16 protein-coding genes are annotated in these 16,147 nt (G+C 71.0%); 6 read left to right on the forward strand and 10 right to left on the reverse strand.

Going from position 1 to position 16,147, the window contains the following annotated elements:
- Positions 1–152 precede the first annotated feature (152 nt).
- Positions 153–764, forward strand: a complete 612-nt coding sequence (locus tag J5X86_RS32000; RefSeq protein WP_208520187.1) for a TetR/AcrR family transcriptional regulator — start codon at positions 153–155, stop codon at positions 762–764.
- A gap of 84 nt (positions 765–848) precedes the next feature.
- On the opposite strand, the gene J5X86_RS32005 is transcribed toward J5X86_RS32000, so the two are convergent.
- The 4 genes from J5X86_RS32005 to J5X86_RS32020 all read right to left on the reverse strand — a co-directional run bounded on the left by J5X86_RS32005 (position 849) and on the right by J5X86_RS32020 (position 4,957).
- A complete protein-coding gene (locus J5X86_RS32005; protein ID WP_208520188.1) occupies positions 849–1,871 on the reverse strand; it encodes a Gfo/Idh/MocA family protein in 1,023 nt (340 codons plus the stop codon).
- The gene (locus tag J5X86_RS32010) at positions 1,868–2,872 is read right to left on the reverse strand and encodes a Gfo/Idh/MocA family oxidoreductase (protein WP_208520189.1); all 1,005 of its coding nucleotides are present in this window, start codon (positions 2,870–2,872) and stop codon (positions 1,868–1,870) included. The genes J5X86_RS32005 and J5X86_RS32010 overlap by 4 nt, the downstream gene beginning before the upstream one ends.
- A 113-nt stretch (positions 2,873–2,985) precedes the next feature.
- Complete coding sequence (locus tag J5X86_RS32015) at positions 2,986–3,762, reverse strand: SDR family oxidoreductase (RefSeq protein ID WP_208520190.1); 777 nt, start codon at positions 3,760–3,762, stop codon at positions 2,986–2,988.
- A 16-nt stretch (positions 3,763–3,778) separates the two neighbouring features.
- Positions 3,779–4,957, reverse strand: coding sequence for a phytanoyl-CoA dioxygenase family protein (locus J5X86_RS32020; protein WP_208520191.1), 1,179 nt, complete (start codon positions 4,955–4,957; stop codon positions 3,779–3,781).
- A gap of 110 nt (positions 4,958–5,067) precedes the next feature.
- On the opposite strand from J5X86_RS32020, the gene J5X86_RS32025 reads away from it, so the two are divergent.
- The 3 genes from J5X86_RS32025 (at position 5,068) to J5X86_RS32035 (ending at position 7,316) form a co-directional block, all read left to right on the forward strand.
- A complete protein-coding gene (locus J5X86_RS32025) occupies positions 5,068–6,099 on the forward strand; it encodes a LacI family DNA-binding transcriptional regulator (RefSeq protein ID WP_208520192.1) in 1,032 nt (343 codons plus the stop codon).
- Between the two features lie 146 nt (positions 6,100–6,245).
- The gene (locus J5X86_RS32030; protein ID WP_208520193.1) at positions 6,246–6,941 is read left to right on the forward strand and encodes a DJ-1/PfpI family protein; all 696 of its coding nucleotides are present in this window, start codon (positions 6,246–6,248) and stop codon (positions 6,939–6,941) included.
- Positions 6,942–6,995: 54 nt separating this feature from the next.
- A complete protein-coding gene (locus tag J5X86_RS32035; protein WP_208520194.1) occupies positions 6,996–7,316 on the forward strand; it encodes a hypothetical protein in 321 nt (106 codons plus the stop codon).
- Between the two features lie 41 nt (positions 7,317–7,357).
- Here the strand turns inward: J5X86_RS32035 and J5X86_RS32040 are convergent, their stop codons facing one another.
- The 6 genes from J5X86_RS32040 to J5X86_RS32065 are packed head-to-tail and all read right to left on the reverse strand — an operon-like array spanning position 7,358 to position 13,704.
- Positions 7,358–8,074 (reverse strand): sulfite exporter TauE/SafE family protein, encoded by a 717-nt coding sequence (locus J5X86_RS32040; RefSeq protein WP_208520195.1) that lies wholly within the window; start codon positions 8,072–8,074, stop codon positions 7,358–7,360.
- Complete coding sequence (locus tag J5X86_RS32045; protein WP_208520196.1) at positions 8,071–9,135, reverse strand: ABC transporter ATP-binding protein; 1,065 nt, start codon at positions 9,133–9,135, stop codon at positions 8,071–8,073. Before J5X86_RS32045 ends, J5X86_RS32040 begins: the two co-directional genes overlap by 4 nt.
- Positions 9,128–10,141 carry an ABC transporter ATP-binding protein gene (locus J5X86_RS32050; protein WP_208520197.1) on the reverse strand — a complete coding sequence of 338 codons (1,014 nt, stop codon included), beginning with the start codon at positions 10,139–10,141 and terminating at the stop codon, positions 9,128–9,130. The genes J5X86_RS32045 and J5X86_RS32050 overlap by 8 nt, the downstream gene beginning before the upstream one ends.
- Positions 10,138–11,106 (reverse strand): ABC transporter permease, encoded by a 969-nt coding sequence (locus J5X86_RS32055; protein WP_208520198.1) that lies wholly within the window; start codon positions 11,104–11,106, stop codon positions 10,138–10,140. The genes J5X86_RS32050 and J5X86_RS32055 overlap by 4 nt, the downstream gene beginning before the upstream one ends.
- 14 nt (positions 11,107–11,120) lie before the next feature.
- Positions 11,121–12,050, reverse strand: a complete 930-nt coding sequence (locus J5X86_RS32060; protein ID WP_119993656.1) for an ABC transporter permease — start codon at positions 12,048–12,050, stop codon at positions 11,121–11,123.
- Position 12,051: 1 nt separating this feature from the next.
- Positions 12,052–13,704: an ABC transporter substrate-binding protein gene (locus J5X86_RS32065; RefSeq protein WP_243981945.1), complete on the reverse strand. Its 1,653-nt coding sequence runs from the start codon at positions 13,702–13,704 to the stop codon at positions 12,052–12,054.
- A 188-nt stretch (positions 13,705–13,892) separates the two neighbouring features.
- Here J5X86_RS32065 and J5X86_RS32070 point away from each other — a divergent pair, with 188 nt between their 5' ends.
- Together J5X86_RS32070 and J5X86_RS32075 are read left to right on the forward strand one after the other, a co-directional pair.
- Positions 13,893–14,915 (forward strand): 2-hydroxyacid dehydrogenase, encoded by a 1,023-nt coding sequence (locus tag J5X86_RS32070; RefSeq protein ID WP_243981947.1) that lies wholly within the window; start codon positions 13,893–13,895, stop codon positions 14,913–14,915.
- Positions 14,916–15,064: 149 nt separating this feature from the next.
- Positions 15,065–16,120 (forward strand): alpha/beta fold hydrolase, encoded by a 1,056-nt coding sequence (locus J5X86_RS32075; protein ID WP_208520199.1) that lies wholly within the window; start codon positions 15,065–15,067, stop codon positions 16,118–16,120.
- Positions 16,121–16,147 lie beyond the last annotated feature (27 nt).

Below are 16,147 nucleotides of genomic sequence, written 5' to 3' on the forward strand. Positions count from 1 at the left end.
ATGCCATTCGGCGCTCGGTTCCGGCCATCCCCACGGGCCGTTTCAGCCGGTAAGGTGTACCTAAGCGGACACTTGTCCGCTGTGCATGAAACTTAGCGGACAGCTGTCCGGTGGGCAAGGTCGGCGCTTTGCGGTGTCCGGAAGGAGGACGAGTGCGGGCAGATAAGGACGCGCGTCTGCGCTCGGACGCGCAAGCGAACCGCGAGCGCATCCTGGAAGTGGCGCTGGCGGAGCTGACCCGCTCGGCGGATGTCCCGCTGAGCACCATCGCGAAGAAGGCGGGCGTCGGGCAGGGCACGCTGTACCGCAATTTCCCCAGCCGCGAGGCCCTCGTGCTGGAGATCTACCGCCACGAGATGCTGCAGGTCGCGGACATCGCGGCCGAGCTGCTCCGTACCCGCGCGCCCGATGAGGCGCTGCGCGAGTGGATGGGGCACCTCGCCCGGTTCGCCATGGCCAAGGCCGGTCTCGCCGACGCGCTGCACAAGGCCCTCAGCACCGCCTGCGGCCAGAAGAAACCGGGCCACGGCCAGATGACCGAGGCCGTCGCGCTTCTGCTGAAGGCGAACGAGGAGGTCGGCACGATCCGCCCGGACGTGACCACCGACGACTTCCTGCTCGCCATCTCCGGCTTGTGGCAGATCAGCCCCGATGACGAGGGGCCGGTGCGCGCCAGACGGCTTCTGGATCTGGTCATGGACGGGCTGCGGGTGGGCGCGCCCGCGGCGGCCCGGCCGGGGTCGACGGCCGACACGGAGAGCTGAGCCGGCGGCTGGGGACAGGCCGACTGGCGGGGGCAGGCCGACCGGCGGGGGCGCGCCGGCGACCGTGCCCCCGTGCGTGCGGGCTCAGCCCGAGGCCGGAAGCGCGGTGCGGGGCCGGGGCGGGAACCCGGCGGTGCGGTAGCACGCGTCGACCAGGGACATGGTGGTCAGCGCGTCCTCCGCGTCCAGCGGAAGCGGCGCGCCATGCCGCAGGTGAGCGGCGTACGCCTCCAGCTGGAAGGTGTACGAGGAGCGCTTGCCCAGCTCCTCGGTCCGCTCACCCGCGGGCGTGCGCACCAGGACACGGTCGTCCAGATGGGGCTGGACGAAGTTCACGGCCGTGGCCTCGCCCCGCGAGCCGACGACCCGGAAGCTCATGTTCCACTCCCCGTGTGCCATATGGCAGCGGGCGGATCCGGTGGCGCCGTTCGGGAAGGCCAGTTCCGCGTCCAGCCACTCGTCGACATCCGGTGCGCCCTGCCGTGCGCCGGCCCGGGCGGTGACCAGGTGCGGGGGACCACCGGCCCAGGGCGCGAGCAGGCGCTGGGCGTGCACGCTGTAGCAGCCCAGGTCCATGAGGGCGCCCCCGGCCAGCGGGAGGGACCAGCGGGGGTCGGACCCGGGCGGAGCGGGCATGGCGACCATCGTCTCGACGTGCCGCAGCTCCCCGAGTTCCCCGGAGTCCAGCAGTTCGTGGAGGCGGCGGGTGACGGGGTGGAAGAGGTAGTGGAAGCCCTCCATGAAGACGGTGCCCGCCTTGGCGGCGGCGTCGCGGACCTCGGTGGCCTCCTCGGTGTTGCTCGCCGAGGGCTTCTCGCTCAGGACGTGCTTGCCCGCGGCGAGGGCGGCGAGGTTCCACGGGCCGTGCAGGCTGTTGGCCAGCGGGTTGTAGACGACCTCCACATCGGGGTCGTCGATCACCTCGGAGTAGGAGTCGAGGACGCGCTCGACGCCGTGCTCGGCGGCGAAGGCATCGGCCCGGTCGCGGGTGCGGGCGGCCACCGCGACGAGGCGGTGGCCGCCCGCACGGGCGGGGCCGACGATGGAGAGCCCGGAGATCCGGGCGGCGCCCAGGATCCCGATGCGCAGCGGCTCGGCTGTCGTCATGCCTTCCGTACCTCTTCCATGCTCACGGGGCGGTGCTCGTGCAGGGACAGCGTGCACGCCTCGGCGATCCAGCCGGCCTCGACGGCGTCGGCGACGGTGCAGGGAGAGGGCCGCAGACCCGCCGCCACCTCGGTGAAGGCGGTGAGCTCGGCCCGGTAGGCGGTGGCGAAGCGGTCCATGAAGAAGTGGTGCGGTGTGCCGCCGGGGAAGGTGGCGCCCGGTTCGACGGAGCGCAGCGGCAGCTTGTCCTCCAGGCCCGCGGCGATGCTGTCCGTCATGCCGTGGAGCTCCAGGCGGGCGTCGTAACCGCGTGGATTGTGGCGGGTGTTGGAGACCACGGCGAGGGTGCCGTCGTCGAGGGTGAGGAGGCTGGAGGCGGTGTCGACGTCACCGGCGGTCGCGATGTAGTCGGCGCCGCGGTTGGCGCCGGTCGCGTAGACCTCGGTGACCTCGCGGCCGGTGATCCAGCGGACGGTGTCGAAGTCGTGCACGGCACAGTCGCGGAAGATGCCGCCGGAGACGGCCACATAGGCGGCCGGAGGCGGCTCGGGGTCCAAGGTGGTGGACCGTACGGTGGTCAGCGGCCCCAGCTCACCGCTGACCACGGCCTTGCGCGCCGCCACATACCCGGGGTCGAAGCGCCGGTTGTAGCCGATGTGGACCTCCACGCCACTGTCCTTCACCGCGCGGAGGACGTCGAGGCTCTCCTCGATCGTGCGCGCCACCGGCTTCTCGCAGAAGACCGGTACGCCCGCCCGTACGGCGGCGAGGATGAGCTCGGGGTGGGCGTCGGTCGCCGCGGCGATCACGACGCCGTCCACACCGGCGGCGAGCACGGCCTCCGGCGAGGCGACCGCCTGGGCGCCGAACCGCTCGGCGGCGGTGGTGGCGGCCGCGGCGACCGGGTCGGTGACCACGAGGGAATCCACCGCGTCGAGCGTGGACAGGGTCTCTGCGTGGAAGGCGCCGATCCGGCCCAGGCCCATAATGCCGATACGCATGGGGAGTTGTGCCCTTTCTGACGGTGCGGGTGGTGAGGGTGCGGTTTTTGACTGTGCGGCTTCTGGCGGTGCCGCTTGTGACGGTGCGGCTTGTGACGGTGCGGCGCGGCGGGTCAGCCGAGTCCGCCGACGACGATCTGGTCCCAGTCGATGACCGAGCCGGTGACGACGCCGCTGCGGTCGGAGAGCAGGAGGACGACGAAATCGGCGATCTCGTCGACCTGGCCGAGCTTGCCCATCGGCTGGGCGCGGGCCGCCTCCTCGCGCCAGTCGTCGCCGGCGCCGTGGAAGGCGCGCTGGATGGCGTCCTCGCCCTCGGTCTCGGTCCAGCCGAGGTTGAGGCCGTTGATACGGACGCGGTCCCAGCGGTGCGCGTGGGCGGCGTTGCGGGTCAGGCCCGCGAGCCCGGCCTTCGCGGCGGAGTACGGCGCCAGGAACGGATACCCGCCGTGTGCGCAGTTGGAGATGATGTTGACGATTGTGCCCGGAGCCTTCCTGGCCACCATGTCGGCGACGGCGGCCTGCATGGCGAAGAACGGGGCGCGCAGATTGATCGCGATATGCGCGTCGAAGAGTTCGGGGGTGGTGTCCAGCAGCGTCCCGCGGGAGGTGAGCCCGGCGGAGTTGACCAGGCAGTCGATCCTGCCGTGGGCCGCCACCACCTCCGTCACGCTGCCCCGTGCCTGCGCGGGATCGGCCAGATCGGCGCGGAGGAAGGAGGCGGTGGCCCCCTGGGCGGTGAGTTCCCCGGCCAGCGGCTCGCCGATGTCGGGGCGGCGTCCGGTGAAGGCGACCGTGGCCCCTTCACGGGCGACGGCGCGGACGATACCGGCGCCGACTCCCTGGCTGCCGCCATTGACCAGGACGATCTTGTCTTGCAGCAGTCCCATGAGCGGTCCGTCTCCTTCAGCTCTCGCGGCGCTCGGCGCCGGCCCGCAGTTGGGCGCGCAGGGTGTCCGGGGTCCAGTCCTGCTCCAGGGCGCGCCGGACGATGTCGGCCTGGGAGTCCGGGGCGAGGCCGCCGACGGGCGGGTCGAGGTCGAGGTTGGTGGGGAAGGGGTAGCCCTCGGCACAGGCCGCGACGACGTTGTGCAGCCAGTCCTCGGAGGCGCCTTCGGCCTTGCACTGCCGCAGCACGGGGAAGACGGCGTCGACCACCGCCGCACGGTCGACGGTCTCCATGGCGCGGCCGAAGGCGGAGGAGATCTGCAGCAGGTTCGCCATCCGCTGGATATCCGTGGAGCGATTGTGCCCGGCGGCGTGGAAGAGCGCGGGGTTGAAGAAGACCGCGTCGCCCGCCTCCAGCGGGAGCTGGACGTGGTGCTCGGCGAAGTAGGCCATGAACTCCGGGCGGCGCCAGGCCAGGTAGCCGGGCTCGTACGCCTGCGAGTACGGCAGGTAGAGCGTCGGGCCGGACTCGACGGGCATGGTGCAGTGGGCGACCGCGCCCTGCAGGGTCAGCACGGGGGAGAGCCGGTGGACATGGGCCGGATAGGCCGCGGCCCGCGCCTCGGAGAGGAAGCCGAGGTGATAGTCGCGGTGCACGCTCTGCGCCGCGCCGCCCGGGTTGACCTGGTTGATCTGTGAGGTGATCTGATAGCCGGGGCCCAGCCAGGCGGTGGCCACCAGGGCGAGGAGGTCGTTGGCGTAGTAGTCCGCGAAGACCTCCGGCGCTCCCAGGGCCAGCTTCTCCAGCGCGTTCCAGACCCGGTCGTTGGTGCCGGGCTTGGCGAAGTGGTCACCGCGGGCGGAGCCCGTCGCCCGCTCCTCCTCGATCAGCGTCGTGAACGCCTCGGTGGCCCGGTCGAGGACCGACGGGTCGGGGAAGGCGCCCTTGAGCACCACGATGCCGGGGCCGTCCAGCAGGGCGTCCACCAGTTCCGCCTGCGCCTCCCGGCGGCCGGACGCTGTGGCGGCCCGCGCGCGCAGGCGGTCGCCGTCGTAGACGGGGACGTTCTGCTCCACGGCGTCGGCGCCGGGGTGGTCGCCGGGGTCGGTGGTCCGCTCGACCAGGGCGCGGAAGGCGTCGAGAGTGCAGTCGGCCTCACTGAGCCAGACGTGAGACCTCGGAGCGACGAGGGGCATGATGCTTTGCGATCCTTCCCGTGGGCTGCGGCTTTCTGTCAGTGTTGTGATCAGCCGAGCATCGGGCAATCCTCAGCAGTCCATCAAAAACCCCTCATGGAGGCGCGCCGGTGTCCCATCCGTATCCGATCCGGGAGATCGCCCGGCAGGCGGGCCTGAGCGAGGCCACCGTCGACCGGGTCCTGAACAACCGTGGCGGCGTGCGCGAGAGCACCACTCGGGAGGTCCACCAGGCGATCAAGGACCTGGACCGGCAGCGGACCCAGGTCCGCATCGGCGGCCGCACCTTCATGATCGACATCGTGATGCAGGCGCCGGAGCGCTTCTCCCTGGCGGTCCGCGCCGCCCTGGAGGCGGAGCTGCCGGCGCTGCGCCCCGCGGTGATGCGCTCGCGCTTCCACTTCCGCGAGACCGGTCCGGTCGAGGAGCTGATCGCCACGCTGGACCGCGTCGCCGCGCGCGGCGGCTCCCAGGGGGTCGTCCTGAAGGCGCCCGACGTCCCGGAGGTCACGGCGGCCGTCGGCCGCCTGGCCGCCGTGGGCATACCGGTCGTGACCCTGGTGACCGATCTGCCCGGCAGCGCGCGCCGGTCCTACGTCGGCATCGACAACCGCGCCGCCGGGGCCACCGCCGCGTACCTCCTGGGACAGGGGCTCGGTGACCGCCCCGGCAATGTGCTCACCACCATCAGCCGCGGCTTCTTCCGCGGGGAGGAGGAACGCGAGATGGGCTTCCGCAGCGCCCTGCGCAACGCCCATCCCGCGCGCACGCTGGTCGAGGTCACCGACAGCGACGGTCTGGACGCCACCCAGCGTGACCTGGTCCTGCGGGCGCTGCGCCACGACCCGGAGATCCGGGCGGTCTACTCGATCGGCGGTGGCAACACCGCCACGATTCAAGCCTTCGAGGAACTGGGCCGCGCCTACGAGGTGTTCATCGCCCACGACCTCGACCACGACAACACCCGGCTGCTGCGCGAGCGACGGCTGTCCGCGGTGCTCCACCACGACCTGCGCCAGGACATGCGCCGCGCCTGCCAGATCATCATGCGGGCCCACGGAGCCCTGCCCGACGACGGCCCCGCCCTGCCCTCGCCCATCCAGGTCGTCACGCCGTACAACATGCCGCCCGACCTGGTCTGAGACGCCGGCCCGCGGCGCCCTCCGGTCCGCTTGGCGCTATTCCGTTGAACCATGTCGCTCGTGCCACTGGGAGCCGTTTCCGCCCTCGCCTAGCGTCGGGACAAGGCCAGACAGACTGGCCATCACCGCATGTGAGGGAACATTTCATGCTCGCCCAGATTGTCCTGTTCGACGGCTTCGACCTCCTCGATGTGCTCGCCCCCTACGAAGTGCTGCACGCCGGTGGCATGGCTGCCGGGGGAGTGCTGCGCGCCGAGCTGGTGTCCGCCGAGGGGCCGCGTGAGGTGGTGAGCGGGGTCGGCGGTGTGCCGCTGCGCGCCACGGCCGCCCTGGATCCCGCGACGGCGGACCTGGTGGTGGTCCCCGGCGCGGCCGGCCGGGTCGGAGAACCCGGCGAGGTCCCCGATCTCGACGTGGACGCGGATGCGGGCGAGTGGCGGGAGCACGAATTCATCCCCGTGACTCTGGGCCGCGCCGTGAACACCGGCCTGCCGGGGCTGCTGAAGGCGGCCATGGACCGTCCGGAGGTGACCGTCGCCACGGTGTGCGGCGGATCGCTCGTCCTGGCCATGGCCGGTCTGCTGGAGGGCCGCTGGGCCACCACCCACCACATGGGCCTGGACATGCTGGACGCCACCGGTGTCAACGTGGTCAGGGCCCGTGTCGTCGACGACGGCGACCTCGTGACCGGCGCCGGTGTCACCTCCGGGCTCGATCTGGGCCTGTACCTGCTGGAGCGCGAACTGGGGCCGCGGGTCGCCCACGCCGTCGAGGAGCTGTTCGCCTACGAGCGCCGTGGCACCCCCTGGCGCCACCACGGGCCGTCGCCCGTCGCCCTGTGACCACACCGCCCCCAGCGCAATCCGCCCCGACCCACGGTAAGGAAGCACACCACCATGTCCGTTGAAGGCACCTGGGATCTGACCATCTCCACTCCCATCGGCCGGATCAAGGCCGTGGCCGAATTCCGCGACGAGGACGGCACGTTGACCGGTACGGCCCACGGCGCGGGGGAGGAGGTGCCGCTGGCCGATGTGGCACTCGAGGGAGACCGGCTCACCTGGCGGCAGGCCATCACCAAGCCCATGCGGCTGAACCTCGCGTTCACGATGACGGTCGACGGCGAGACGATGACCGGTACCTCCAAGGCCGGGCGGCTGCCCTCCTCCAAGGTGACCGGAGAGCGCCGGGCCGTCCCCGTGGCAGCGGAGGGCTGAGGCTCCCCGAGGCCGGGGCAGTAGCGGAGGTGCGGCTCGGCTCAGACGAACTGCTGGATCACCAGCACGGTCGCGCTCACCACCGCGAGCACCATGGCGACACCCCTGGTGCGCCGCATGTCCAGTCTGCCCGACAGCGGGCGGGCGAGCAGTACCCCGATCGCCGCGGCAGGGGCGAGCAGGGCGGTGTGCCACAGGCTGTACGTGTGCACCGCTCCGGTCGCCGCCAGGATGGCCAGGCTCATCACGGAACCGGCCAGGAAGAACCCGCTCATCGTGGCGCGCAGTCGCGGCCCGCTCAGGCGCTGCCAGACCATGGCCATCGGCGGCCCTCCGATGGAGGTCGCCGTGCCCATCAGCCCCGACATCAGGCCTGCCAGCAGCACCGCACGCCGTCGCGGCGCCGGAACGAAGCCGCGCAGGCTCACCGCGACGCCCGCGAGGACGACCACGGCGACGAGGAGGGCGAGTTGCCGGGCGGGCAGCACGGCGACCAGCGCCGCGCCGCCCACCGCGCCCGGCACCCGCCCGGCCAGCGCCCACCCCGCGCCTCGCAGGTCCAGGTGGCCGCCCTCCAGCACCAGGACCGCGGCCGTGACCCCGGTGGCGAGCAGCAGGACCACCACCGGGGTGAGCGAAGGGTCGAATATCGCGATCACCGGGGCGGCCAGCAGGCCGAGCCCGAAGCCGATGGAGACCTGGAACAGCGCCCCGACCGCCACCGTGATGAAGAGCAGGGTGAACTCCGGCGGGCTCATGCTTCTGTCGGCCCGGTGCCCAGCGGGAAGTGACACAGGCCCTCGTGCGGCTCCCGCCCGGGGTCCGCCGTGCCGTCACGGGTGACCACCGGAGGAGCGAGCTCGGCGCACCGGGCCTCGCTCTTCCAGCAGCGGGTGCGGAACCGGCAGCCCGACGGGATGTCGTACGGGGAAGGGATCTCCCCGCGCAACTGGATCTCGTCGTCGTCCTGGGCCTGCCCGGACACGTCGAGTGTGGGCGCGGCGGACATCAGGGCGGCGGTGTAGGGATGCAGGGGGCGGTCGAAGACGTCCTCGGTGGGGCCGTGTTCGATGACCTTGCCCAGATACATCACGGTCACCCGGTCGGAGACATGCCGGACCACGGACAGGTCATGGGAGATGAAGACGTAGGAGACACCGAGCCGTTCCCGCAGCTCGGAGAGGACATTGAGCACTTGGGCCTGCACCGACAGGTCCAGCGCGGACACCGGCTCGTCGCACACGATGAGGTCGGGGTCGAGGGCCAGCGCGCGGGCGATGCCGATGCGCTGCCGCTGCCCGCCGGAGAACTCGTTCGGGTAGCGGTGGGCGTCGCTCTCCCGCAGTCCGACCAGCGACAGCAGCTCACGGACTCGTCGCTCCCGCGCCTGTGCCGTGGGCACGATGTCGCGGTGGGTGCGCCACGGCTCGCCGATGAGATCGGCCGCGGACATTCGGGCGTTGAGCGAGGCGAAGGGGTCCTGGAACACCATCTGCACCCGGCGCCGCCAGGCCAGCAGCTCCTTGCCCTTGAGGGTGAACGGATCGGTGCCGTTGAAGCGCACGGTCCCCGAGTCCGGCCGCTCCAGCCCGAGCACCACTCTGGCCAGGGTCGACTTGCCGCATCCGGACTCGCCCACCAGCCCGAGGGTCTCCCCGCGCTCGACCCGCACATCGACTCCGTCCAGCGCGGTCAGGCGCCGGCGGCCATGGCCGAACGACTTGGTCACACCGCGGACTTCGAGCAGTGGAGGGGGAGCGGCCGAGCCATCGGCCCGCGGGCCCGCGGCCGTGGTGTCGGTGAGGGGCGTCTCAGGCACGGTCGAGCTCCTCGGAGAAGTGGCAGGCGGCCGAACGCGAGGCACCGACGGATATCAGACGAGGGCGTTCCCGGGCGCAGCGCTCCTCGGCCAGCGGGCATCGGGCCTGGAAGACACAGCCGGACGGGACCGCGCTGAGCTCGGGCGGGCTCCCCGGCACGGCGGGCAACGGGCCGCCCCTGACGGCGTGTTCGGGCACAGAGTCGAGCAAGCCCTTGGTGTACGGGTGGCGGGGGCGGGAGAAGACCTCCGCCACCGGGCCGGTCTCCACCACATTGCCCGCGTACATCACCACGACATCGTCCGCGCGCTGGGCGACCACCGCCAGATCGTGGGTGATCAGCACGAGCGCCATGTCCCGCTCGGTCTGCAGATCCCGCAGCAGCCGCATGATCTGCGCCTGCACGGTGACATCGAGCGCGGTCGTGGGCTCGTCGGCGATCAGCACATCGGGGTCCAGCGCCACGGCCATCGCGATCAGCAGCCGCTGGCGCATACCGCCGGAGAACTGATGCGGATACGCACGGGCCCGCAGCCGCGGCTCGGGGATACCGACGCGGGTCATCAGCTCGACCGCCTTCTCCCGGGCATCGCGCCGCGACAGCCCGCGATGGATCCGGAACGGCTCGGCGAGTTGCCTGCCGACCGGCTGTACGGGGTTGAGCGCGGTCAGCGCGTCCTGGAAGACGATCGACAGCACGGGACCGGCGAGCTTTCTGCGCCCCGCCTGGCCCAACCGCAGCACATCGGTGCCGGACACCCGCACGGATCCGCCCGTCACCTCGGCCGTCGGGTCGAGCAGCCCGACGATGGACAGCGCGGTCATCGACTTGCCGCAGCCGGACTCGCCCAGCAGCGCCAGCGTGCGCCCCTTGCGCACGCTGAAGCCGACGCCGTTCACGGCACGGAGGGTGCCGGAGGGCGTCCGCAGGTCGACGCAGAGCCCCTCGACCTCGAGTGCGGGATCGCCGGTCGCGGCGGGCGCGGGCAGGGTGGAGGGCTTCACGCGATCATCTCCGAGGGAACAGCGGCGCGGTTGCCGCGCCGCTTCCGGGGCAGCGTCAGCCGCCAGCGCTGGGCGGGGTCGGTGGCCAGGCGGACCCAGGCGGCGAGCACCGTGGCCGACACCGTGGTGAGCACGATCGCGAAGCCCGGCAGCACGGCGATCCACCAGGCCGTTTGAAGGTACTGGCGCCCTTGGGCCACCATCAGTCCCCAGCTCACATCGGGGGGCTGGATGCCGATGCCGAGGAAGCTCAAGGACGACTCGGTCAGCATGACGAAGCAGAAGTCGAGCGTGGCCACGGTGAGCAGCGTGGGCAGCGCGATCGGCAGAATGTGCCGGTAGATGATGTTCCGGCTCGGTGTGCCGAAGGTCCGGGCCGCGTCGACGAACAGCCGGCTTCTGAGCTCGGCCGACTCCGCGCGGGCGGTGCGCAGATAGACCGGGATGCGCGCGATGGCGAGGATCAGCACGATGTTCATCGCGCTGGGCGCGAAGACATACAGCACGACGACCGCGATCAGCAGGGACGGGAAGCTGAGGATGACATCGGCGACACGCATCGCCACGCTCTCGCGCATGCCTCCGTGGTATCCGGCCCACAGCCCCAGCGCCGAGCCGATCAGCAGCGAGCAGAGCACCGCGGGCACCGCGATGGACAGCGTCGTCCCGGCGGCGTCCACCAGCCGGGCCAGCACGCTGCGTCCCAGCACATCGGTGCCCAGCAGCCCGTAGAAGCCGTGGTCGAGGGAGGGCGGGCGCAGCGAGGCGCGGAGGTCCTGCCGTACGGCTCGGTCCCCGATGAACAGCCGGCCGAACAGCGCGATCAGGAACACCACGGCGAGGACGACGGCCGCGACGGCGGCGCCCCGGTCCCTGCCGAGCAGCAGCCACCAGCGGGTCGGTCGGGTGCGTGCCGGGGCGGCCTCGTCGGAGGGACGGTCGGCGGGGTCGGCGGGCTCGGTCATGGTGGCTCCTTCGCTCACGCCGGCACCGCCTGGCGCACTCGGGGGTCGATCAGGGCGTGGCAGACGTCGACGAGGATGTTCAGCGCGAAGATCGTCACCGCCGTGATCAGAACGGCGGCCTGCAACACCGCGAAGTCGCGCTGCAGAATCGAGTCGATCATGAGCTTGCCGATCCCGGGCCAGCCGAAGATCGTTTCCACGATCACCGCGCCGTTGACCAGACCGACGGTGAGATCCCCGGCGACGGTCAGCACGGGCGTGATGGAGTTGCGCAGGGCATGCCCGAACACCACGCGCTTGGGGTCCGCTCCCTTGCTGCGCGCGACCTTGACGTAGGGCGCGGACAGCGCGCCGACCATGCTGCCGCGCACCACCTGCACCAGCACGCCGAACGGACGGATCAGCAGGGTGGCGATGGGCAGCACCCAGATCTCGGGGCCGCCCAGGGTGCCGGAGGTCGGCAGCCAGCCCAGACCCACGCCGAAGACCAGCACACCCATGATCGCGAACCAGAAGTCGGGGATGCTGGCGGCGGTCATCGACAGCAGGCCGGCGATCCGGTCGATGAGCGAGTTGGGCCGGTAGGCGGCGAGGCTTCCGACCAGCAGCGCCCCGAGAATCGCCAGGAGCATGGTCATCCCGGCGAGTTGGAGCGTGACGGGGAACGCCTTGAGCACCATCGAACCGGCCGACTCGCCCGTGCGCAGCGAGGTGCCGAAGTCGAGTTGCGCGGCATTGGCGAGGTAGTCCCACAGCTGCACCGGAATGGAGTCGTCGAAGCCGTGGGCGGCGGAGAATTCCGCCCGCTGCTGGGCAGTCGCGCTCAGCGGGAGGTAGAGATCGACGGGGCTGCCGGTCAGGCGGGCCAGGCAGAACACGCCCAGCACCACGAACACCAGCGGGATCGCGCTGGAGACGATGCGCTTGCGCAGGAAGGACGTCATGTCAGCGCCTCCGCGCCGTCGCCGGACTGACCTCGGAAAGCCGCATCTCGTCCCCGGTGGCGGAGTCCGGCCGGTACCGCACCGAAGGCGACAGTCCGAGCAGCCCGCGCATATGAGCCAGATAGGCGTACTGGACAACCGACGTGTTCTGGTAGGCGAGCACGTCGGCGAACGCCTTCTGCCGGGCCTTGCCGGAGAGCGCGTCCGCCGCGGCGATGCGCCGGTCGAGGTCCTTGGTGCCGAAGGTGGACTGGGGGCCGTCGCTCTGCAGGTACTGACTCGTGGTGAAGGCCGCGTCCCCGGCCTGGTTGCCGTGCATGATCAGCAGCGCCACCGGCCCGACACCGCGGGGCAGCGGACGCAGTTGGTACTGAAGATGGGTGGCGGTGTCCGCCATGCGTATCCTCACGTTCAGCCCCACCCGCGCCATCTCGTACTGCAGGGCCTCGGTCACTTCCGCGATTCCGGCGAACATGCCGTTGCGCGCGACGAGGGTGATCCTCCGGTGGACCGGGACGCCGTCGGCGGCCGCCTGTTTCACCAGCGCGCGGGCGGCGGCCTCCTGGTACGGGGCGGGGGCGAGGTCGTCGTTGTGGCCCACCACGCCGGGCGGGACCAATTGGGCGGCGGGCTTGGCCAGTCCGCCGAGAAGAGCGCCGATGATGCCCTTGCGGTCGATGGCCATGCCGATCGCCTTGCGCACCCGGATGTCGTTGAGCGGCGCCTCGCGGCCGTCCAGACGCAGGGCGGTCGTCTCGTTGTTGGGGTAGGCGACGGTGTTGCCCTGGTCGGCGCTCGTGTGATCCAGCGCCGTCGCGATATCGGCCTCGCCCTTGTCGATCATCGCCGCGCGGACGCTCGCATCGCTCCGCCAGACATACCTGGCCCGGGGGTAGGCGGGAGCCTTCCCCCAGTAATCGGCGTTGCGGGCAAGGGAGATCGAGACACCGGTCTGCCACGACTTGACGGCGTAGGGGCCGGTCCCGATCGGTATGCGCACCTTGGCCTTGGTGTCGGTGGTGCGCGGCACGATCTCGACGAAGCTGAGCCGCAGCGGGAGGATGGGGTCGGTCTTCTCGGTGGTGACGGTCAGCCGGGTGGGACTGACGGCGCGTACGTCGAGTTTCGCGTCGCCGAAGACATAGCCGTCCACGTTGCAGGCGAGATCGGAGTTGACGGCGCGGTCGATGGAGAACGCGGCGTCCTTCGCCGTGAACGGCCGCCCGTTCTGGAAGGTCACCCCCGGGCGGATGTCGAAGGTCCACGTCGTGGGCTTCGTCTGCCGCCAGCCGGTCGCCAGCAGCGGCTCCAGCTTGCCCGAGGTGGGGTCCCGTTCCACCAGCGGTTCGGTGATGTTGGAGCGGACGACGACACCGGTCGCGGTCAGCGATGACTCACAGGGCTCTAGCGTCGGCGGCTCCTGGGTCAGGACCACCCGCAGGGTGCGCCCGTCGGCGCTGCCGGCATCACCCGCCGTGTCACTGTTCGCCACGGCGCACGCGCTGGTGAGCAGCATCGTGCCCGTGGCCAGAAAGGCGAGAACTGTATGGGCCCGGCCCCGTTCCGGGCGCGGGCTGGAGGGTACGGAGGACTTCATCGTCGGCGTATCTCCGAGGGTGGTGGCGGGTTGCCGCCCGAGAACGACAGTCGACATGGCTGTCTACACTTGCGTACCCGGTCTGTATTTGTGGACGCTGAAGCTAAACCTGAGGTGCCGGGGCGTCAAGAGATCTGACAACAAGCCCAGGTGGAGGGGGTTATAGTCGGGACAGTCCAATCATTGACAGCCTCAATAGCCCTGTGCAGAAATGAAGACAGCGGCTATATATGAGGACGGCGGTCATGGCCAGTATGCGCATCATGCTCAACCACCGGATCCTGGGCAGGTTCACCGAGCGGCTGAGGGCGCGAATCGAGGGCCCGCACGAGTGGCTGGACGCCTCCGACTGGGACGCGGCACGGATGGCCGACGCCATCGCCACCGTCGACGTGTACGTGGGCTCCCAGCTCACCGAGGACGACGCGCGACGAGCCCGGCGGCTCCGCCTCGTCCATGTCGTCGGCGCGGGCTACGACGGGATCCCCCTGGAGGCGCTGGGGCCGGAGGTGATCGTGGCCAACACCCACCACCACGGCAGGTCGATCGCCGAACACGTCCTGATGTGCGTGCTGATGCTGTCCCGGCGTGTGCTCGCGGCCGACCAGGAGCTGCGCGCCGGACGGTGGCGGAATGTCGCCGTGGATTCCGCGCTGCCCTTCGGGGACACCTTGCGGGGCCGCCGTGTCGGAGTCATCGGCTTCGGCGAGACGGGGAGGGAGATCGGCCGGCTGTGCCAGGCGGTCGGGCTGGGTGTGCGGGCGGTGCGCCGCGATCCGTCGGCCGCCCTGCCGGAGGGCCTGCGCCCCGACTGGGTGGGTGGCCCGGAGCGGCTCCCGGACCTGCTGGCGGAATCCGACATCGTCGTGGTCACCGTTCCGCTGAGCGCCGCGACCCGCGGACTGATCGGCCCGGCCGAACTCGCCGCGATGGGCCCGCGGTCCCTCCTCGTCAACGTCGCCCGTGGCCCGGTCGTCCAGGAGGAGGCGCTGTACGAGGCGCTCTCGGCCGGCACCATCGCCGGCGCCGCCCTGGACGTGTGGTGGGCCGGCCCTCCGCACGCGCCGAGCCGCCTGCCGTTCCACACCCTGCCCAATGTGGTGATGACACCACACAACTCGGGCCACACCGAGGAGACTTTCGCGGCCCGCGCCACGGATATCGCGGCCAACATCAACCGCCTGGACCAGGGGGAGCCCCTCGGCAATGTGGTGCGCGGCGGTCGTGAACAGGCCACCACGCCCGGCGGCGGTGGCAAGACGGACTGACCTCGACCGACCTCCAGGAGGCGCGCCTGCCCGGCCTTGCCCTGACCCTGACTTCACGGCGTCACCGGTTTGACAGGTGACGCCGGTCGTGCCAGGCTCCTCACCCATCGAGACCGGAAGAGACGGGCGGGATGGGCGGGATGGGTCACATGATCAGCAGGCGGAATATGGGCAAGGCCGTCGGCGCGGGGGCGGGCGTGGCTTCCCTGGCCGGTCTGTTCGGCGCCTTCACGGCGTCGGCCTCGACAGCAGGGCCCGACGCGAAGAAGGGGATGGCCGCGCCCGCGGCCACACCGGGGACGAACACGTCCTTCACGTCGATCAAGCAGATCAAGGCAGGTGTGCTGGACGTCGGTTACGCCGAAGCCGGGCCCGAACACGGCCCCGCGGTCATCCTCCTGCACGGCTATCCGTACAGCATCCAAAGCTATGTCGACGTCGCGCCCCTGCTGGCGGCGGAGGGCTACCGGGTGATCGTCCCGCATCTGCGCGGACACGGCACGACGCGCTTTCTCTCCGCGTCGACGTTCCGGAACGCCCAGCAGTCCGTGATCGCCCTCGACATCATCGCCCTGATGGACGCTCTGGGGATCGAGAGGGCGCTCCTCGCCGGTTACGACTGGGGATCCCGGACGGCTGACATCATCGCCGCTCTCTGGCCGCATCGCTGCAAGGCCCTGGTTTCCGTGACCGGTTACCTGATCACCAACCGCGAGGCCAATAAGAAGCCGCTGCCCCCGAAGGCCGAATGGGCATGGTGGTACCAGTACTACTTCGCCACGGAGCGGGGCGAGCTCGGACTGCGGGCGAACGGGCGCGATCTGGCCAGGCTCATCTGGGAGTTCAACTCGCCGTCATGGGAGTTCGACGACGCGACCTTCGACCGCACCGCGGCGGTCTTCGACAACCCCGACTACGCCGACATCGTGCTCCACAACTACCGCTGGCGGCAGAGCCTGGCCGATGGTGATCCGCGATACGACGGCCTGGAGAAGCGGCTTGCCGCGGCCCCCGGCATCGGGGTGCCGACCATCACCCTCGACGGCGAGCTGGACCCCTTCACCCCCGCCGGGGACGGCGCCGCCTACCGCGACAAGTTCACGGGCACGTACGAGCACCGCACGCTGAAGGGCATCGGCCACAACGTGCCGCAGGAAGCGCCCGAGGCATTCGCCCGAGCCGTCGTCGATGTGGACGGCTTCTGAGCCACCGTGAGCCGCCACGGGCGGCAT

This window comes from Streptomyces sp. NEAU-YJ-81 (assembly GCF_017592595.1).
Taxonomy (GTDB): domain Bacteria; phylum Actinomycetota; class Actinomycetes; order Streptomycetales; family Streptomycetaceae; genus Streptomyces; species Streptomyces hygroscopicus_B.

What these genes read in the sequence shown, in the direction of transcription:
- J5X86_RS32020 (WP_208520191.1), bottom strand. Translation starts at nt 4,957, where the DNA reads ATGCCCCTCGTCGCTCCGAGGTCTCACGTCTGGCTCAGTGAGGCCGAC.
- J5X86_RS32035 (WP_208520194.1), top strand. Translation starts at nt 6,996, where the DNA reads ATGTCCGTTGAAGGCACCTGGGATCTGACCATCTCCACTCCCATCGGC.
- J5X86_RS32005 (WP_208520188.1), bottom strand. Translation starts at nt 1,871, where the DNA reads ATGACGACAGCCGAGCCGCTGCGCATCGGGATCCTGGGCGCCGCCCGG.
- J5X86_RS32060 (WP_119993656.1), bottom strand. Translation starts at nt 12,050, where the DNA reads ATGACGTCCTTCCTGCGCAAGCGCATCGTCTCCAGCGCGATCCCGCTG.
- J5X86_RS32015 (WP_208520190.1), bottom strand. Translation starts at nt 3,762, where the DNA reads ATGGGACTGCTGCAAGACAAGATCGTCCTGGTCAATGGCGGCAGCCAG.
- J5X86_RS32030 (WP_208520193.1), top strand. Translation starts at nt 6,246, where the DNA reads ATGCTCGCCCAGATTGTCCTGTTCGACGGCTTCGACCTCCTCGATGTG.
- J5X86_RS32040 (WP_208520195.1), bottom strand. Translation starts at nt 8,074, where the DNA reads ATGAGCCCGCCGGAGTTCACCCTGCTCTTCATCACGGTGGCGGTCGGG.
- J5X86_RS32055 (WP_208520198.1), bottom strand. Translation starts at nt 11,106, where the DNA reads ATGACCGAGCCCGCCGACCCCGCCGACCGTCCCTCCGACGAGGCCGCC.
- J5X86_RS32065 (WP_243981945.1), bottom strand. Translation starts at nt 13,704, where the DNA reads ATGTCGACTGTCGTTCTCGGGCGGCAACCCGCCACCACCCTCGGAGAT.
- J5X86_RS32010 (WP_208520189.1), bottom strand. Translation starts at nt 2,872, where the DNA reads ATGCGTATCGGCATTATGGGCCTGGGCCGGATCGGCGCCTTCCACGCA.
- J5X86_RS32075 (WP_208520199.1), top strand. Translation starts at nt 15,065, where the DNA reads ATGATCAGCAGGCGGAATATGGGCAAGGCCGTCGGCGCGGGGGCGGGC.
- J5X86_RS32070 (WP_243981947.1), top strand. Translation starts at nt 13,893, where the DNA reads ATGGCCAGTATGCGCATCATGCTCAACCACCGGATCCTGGGCAGGTTC.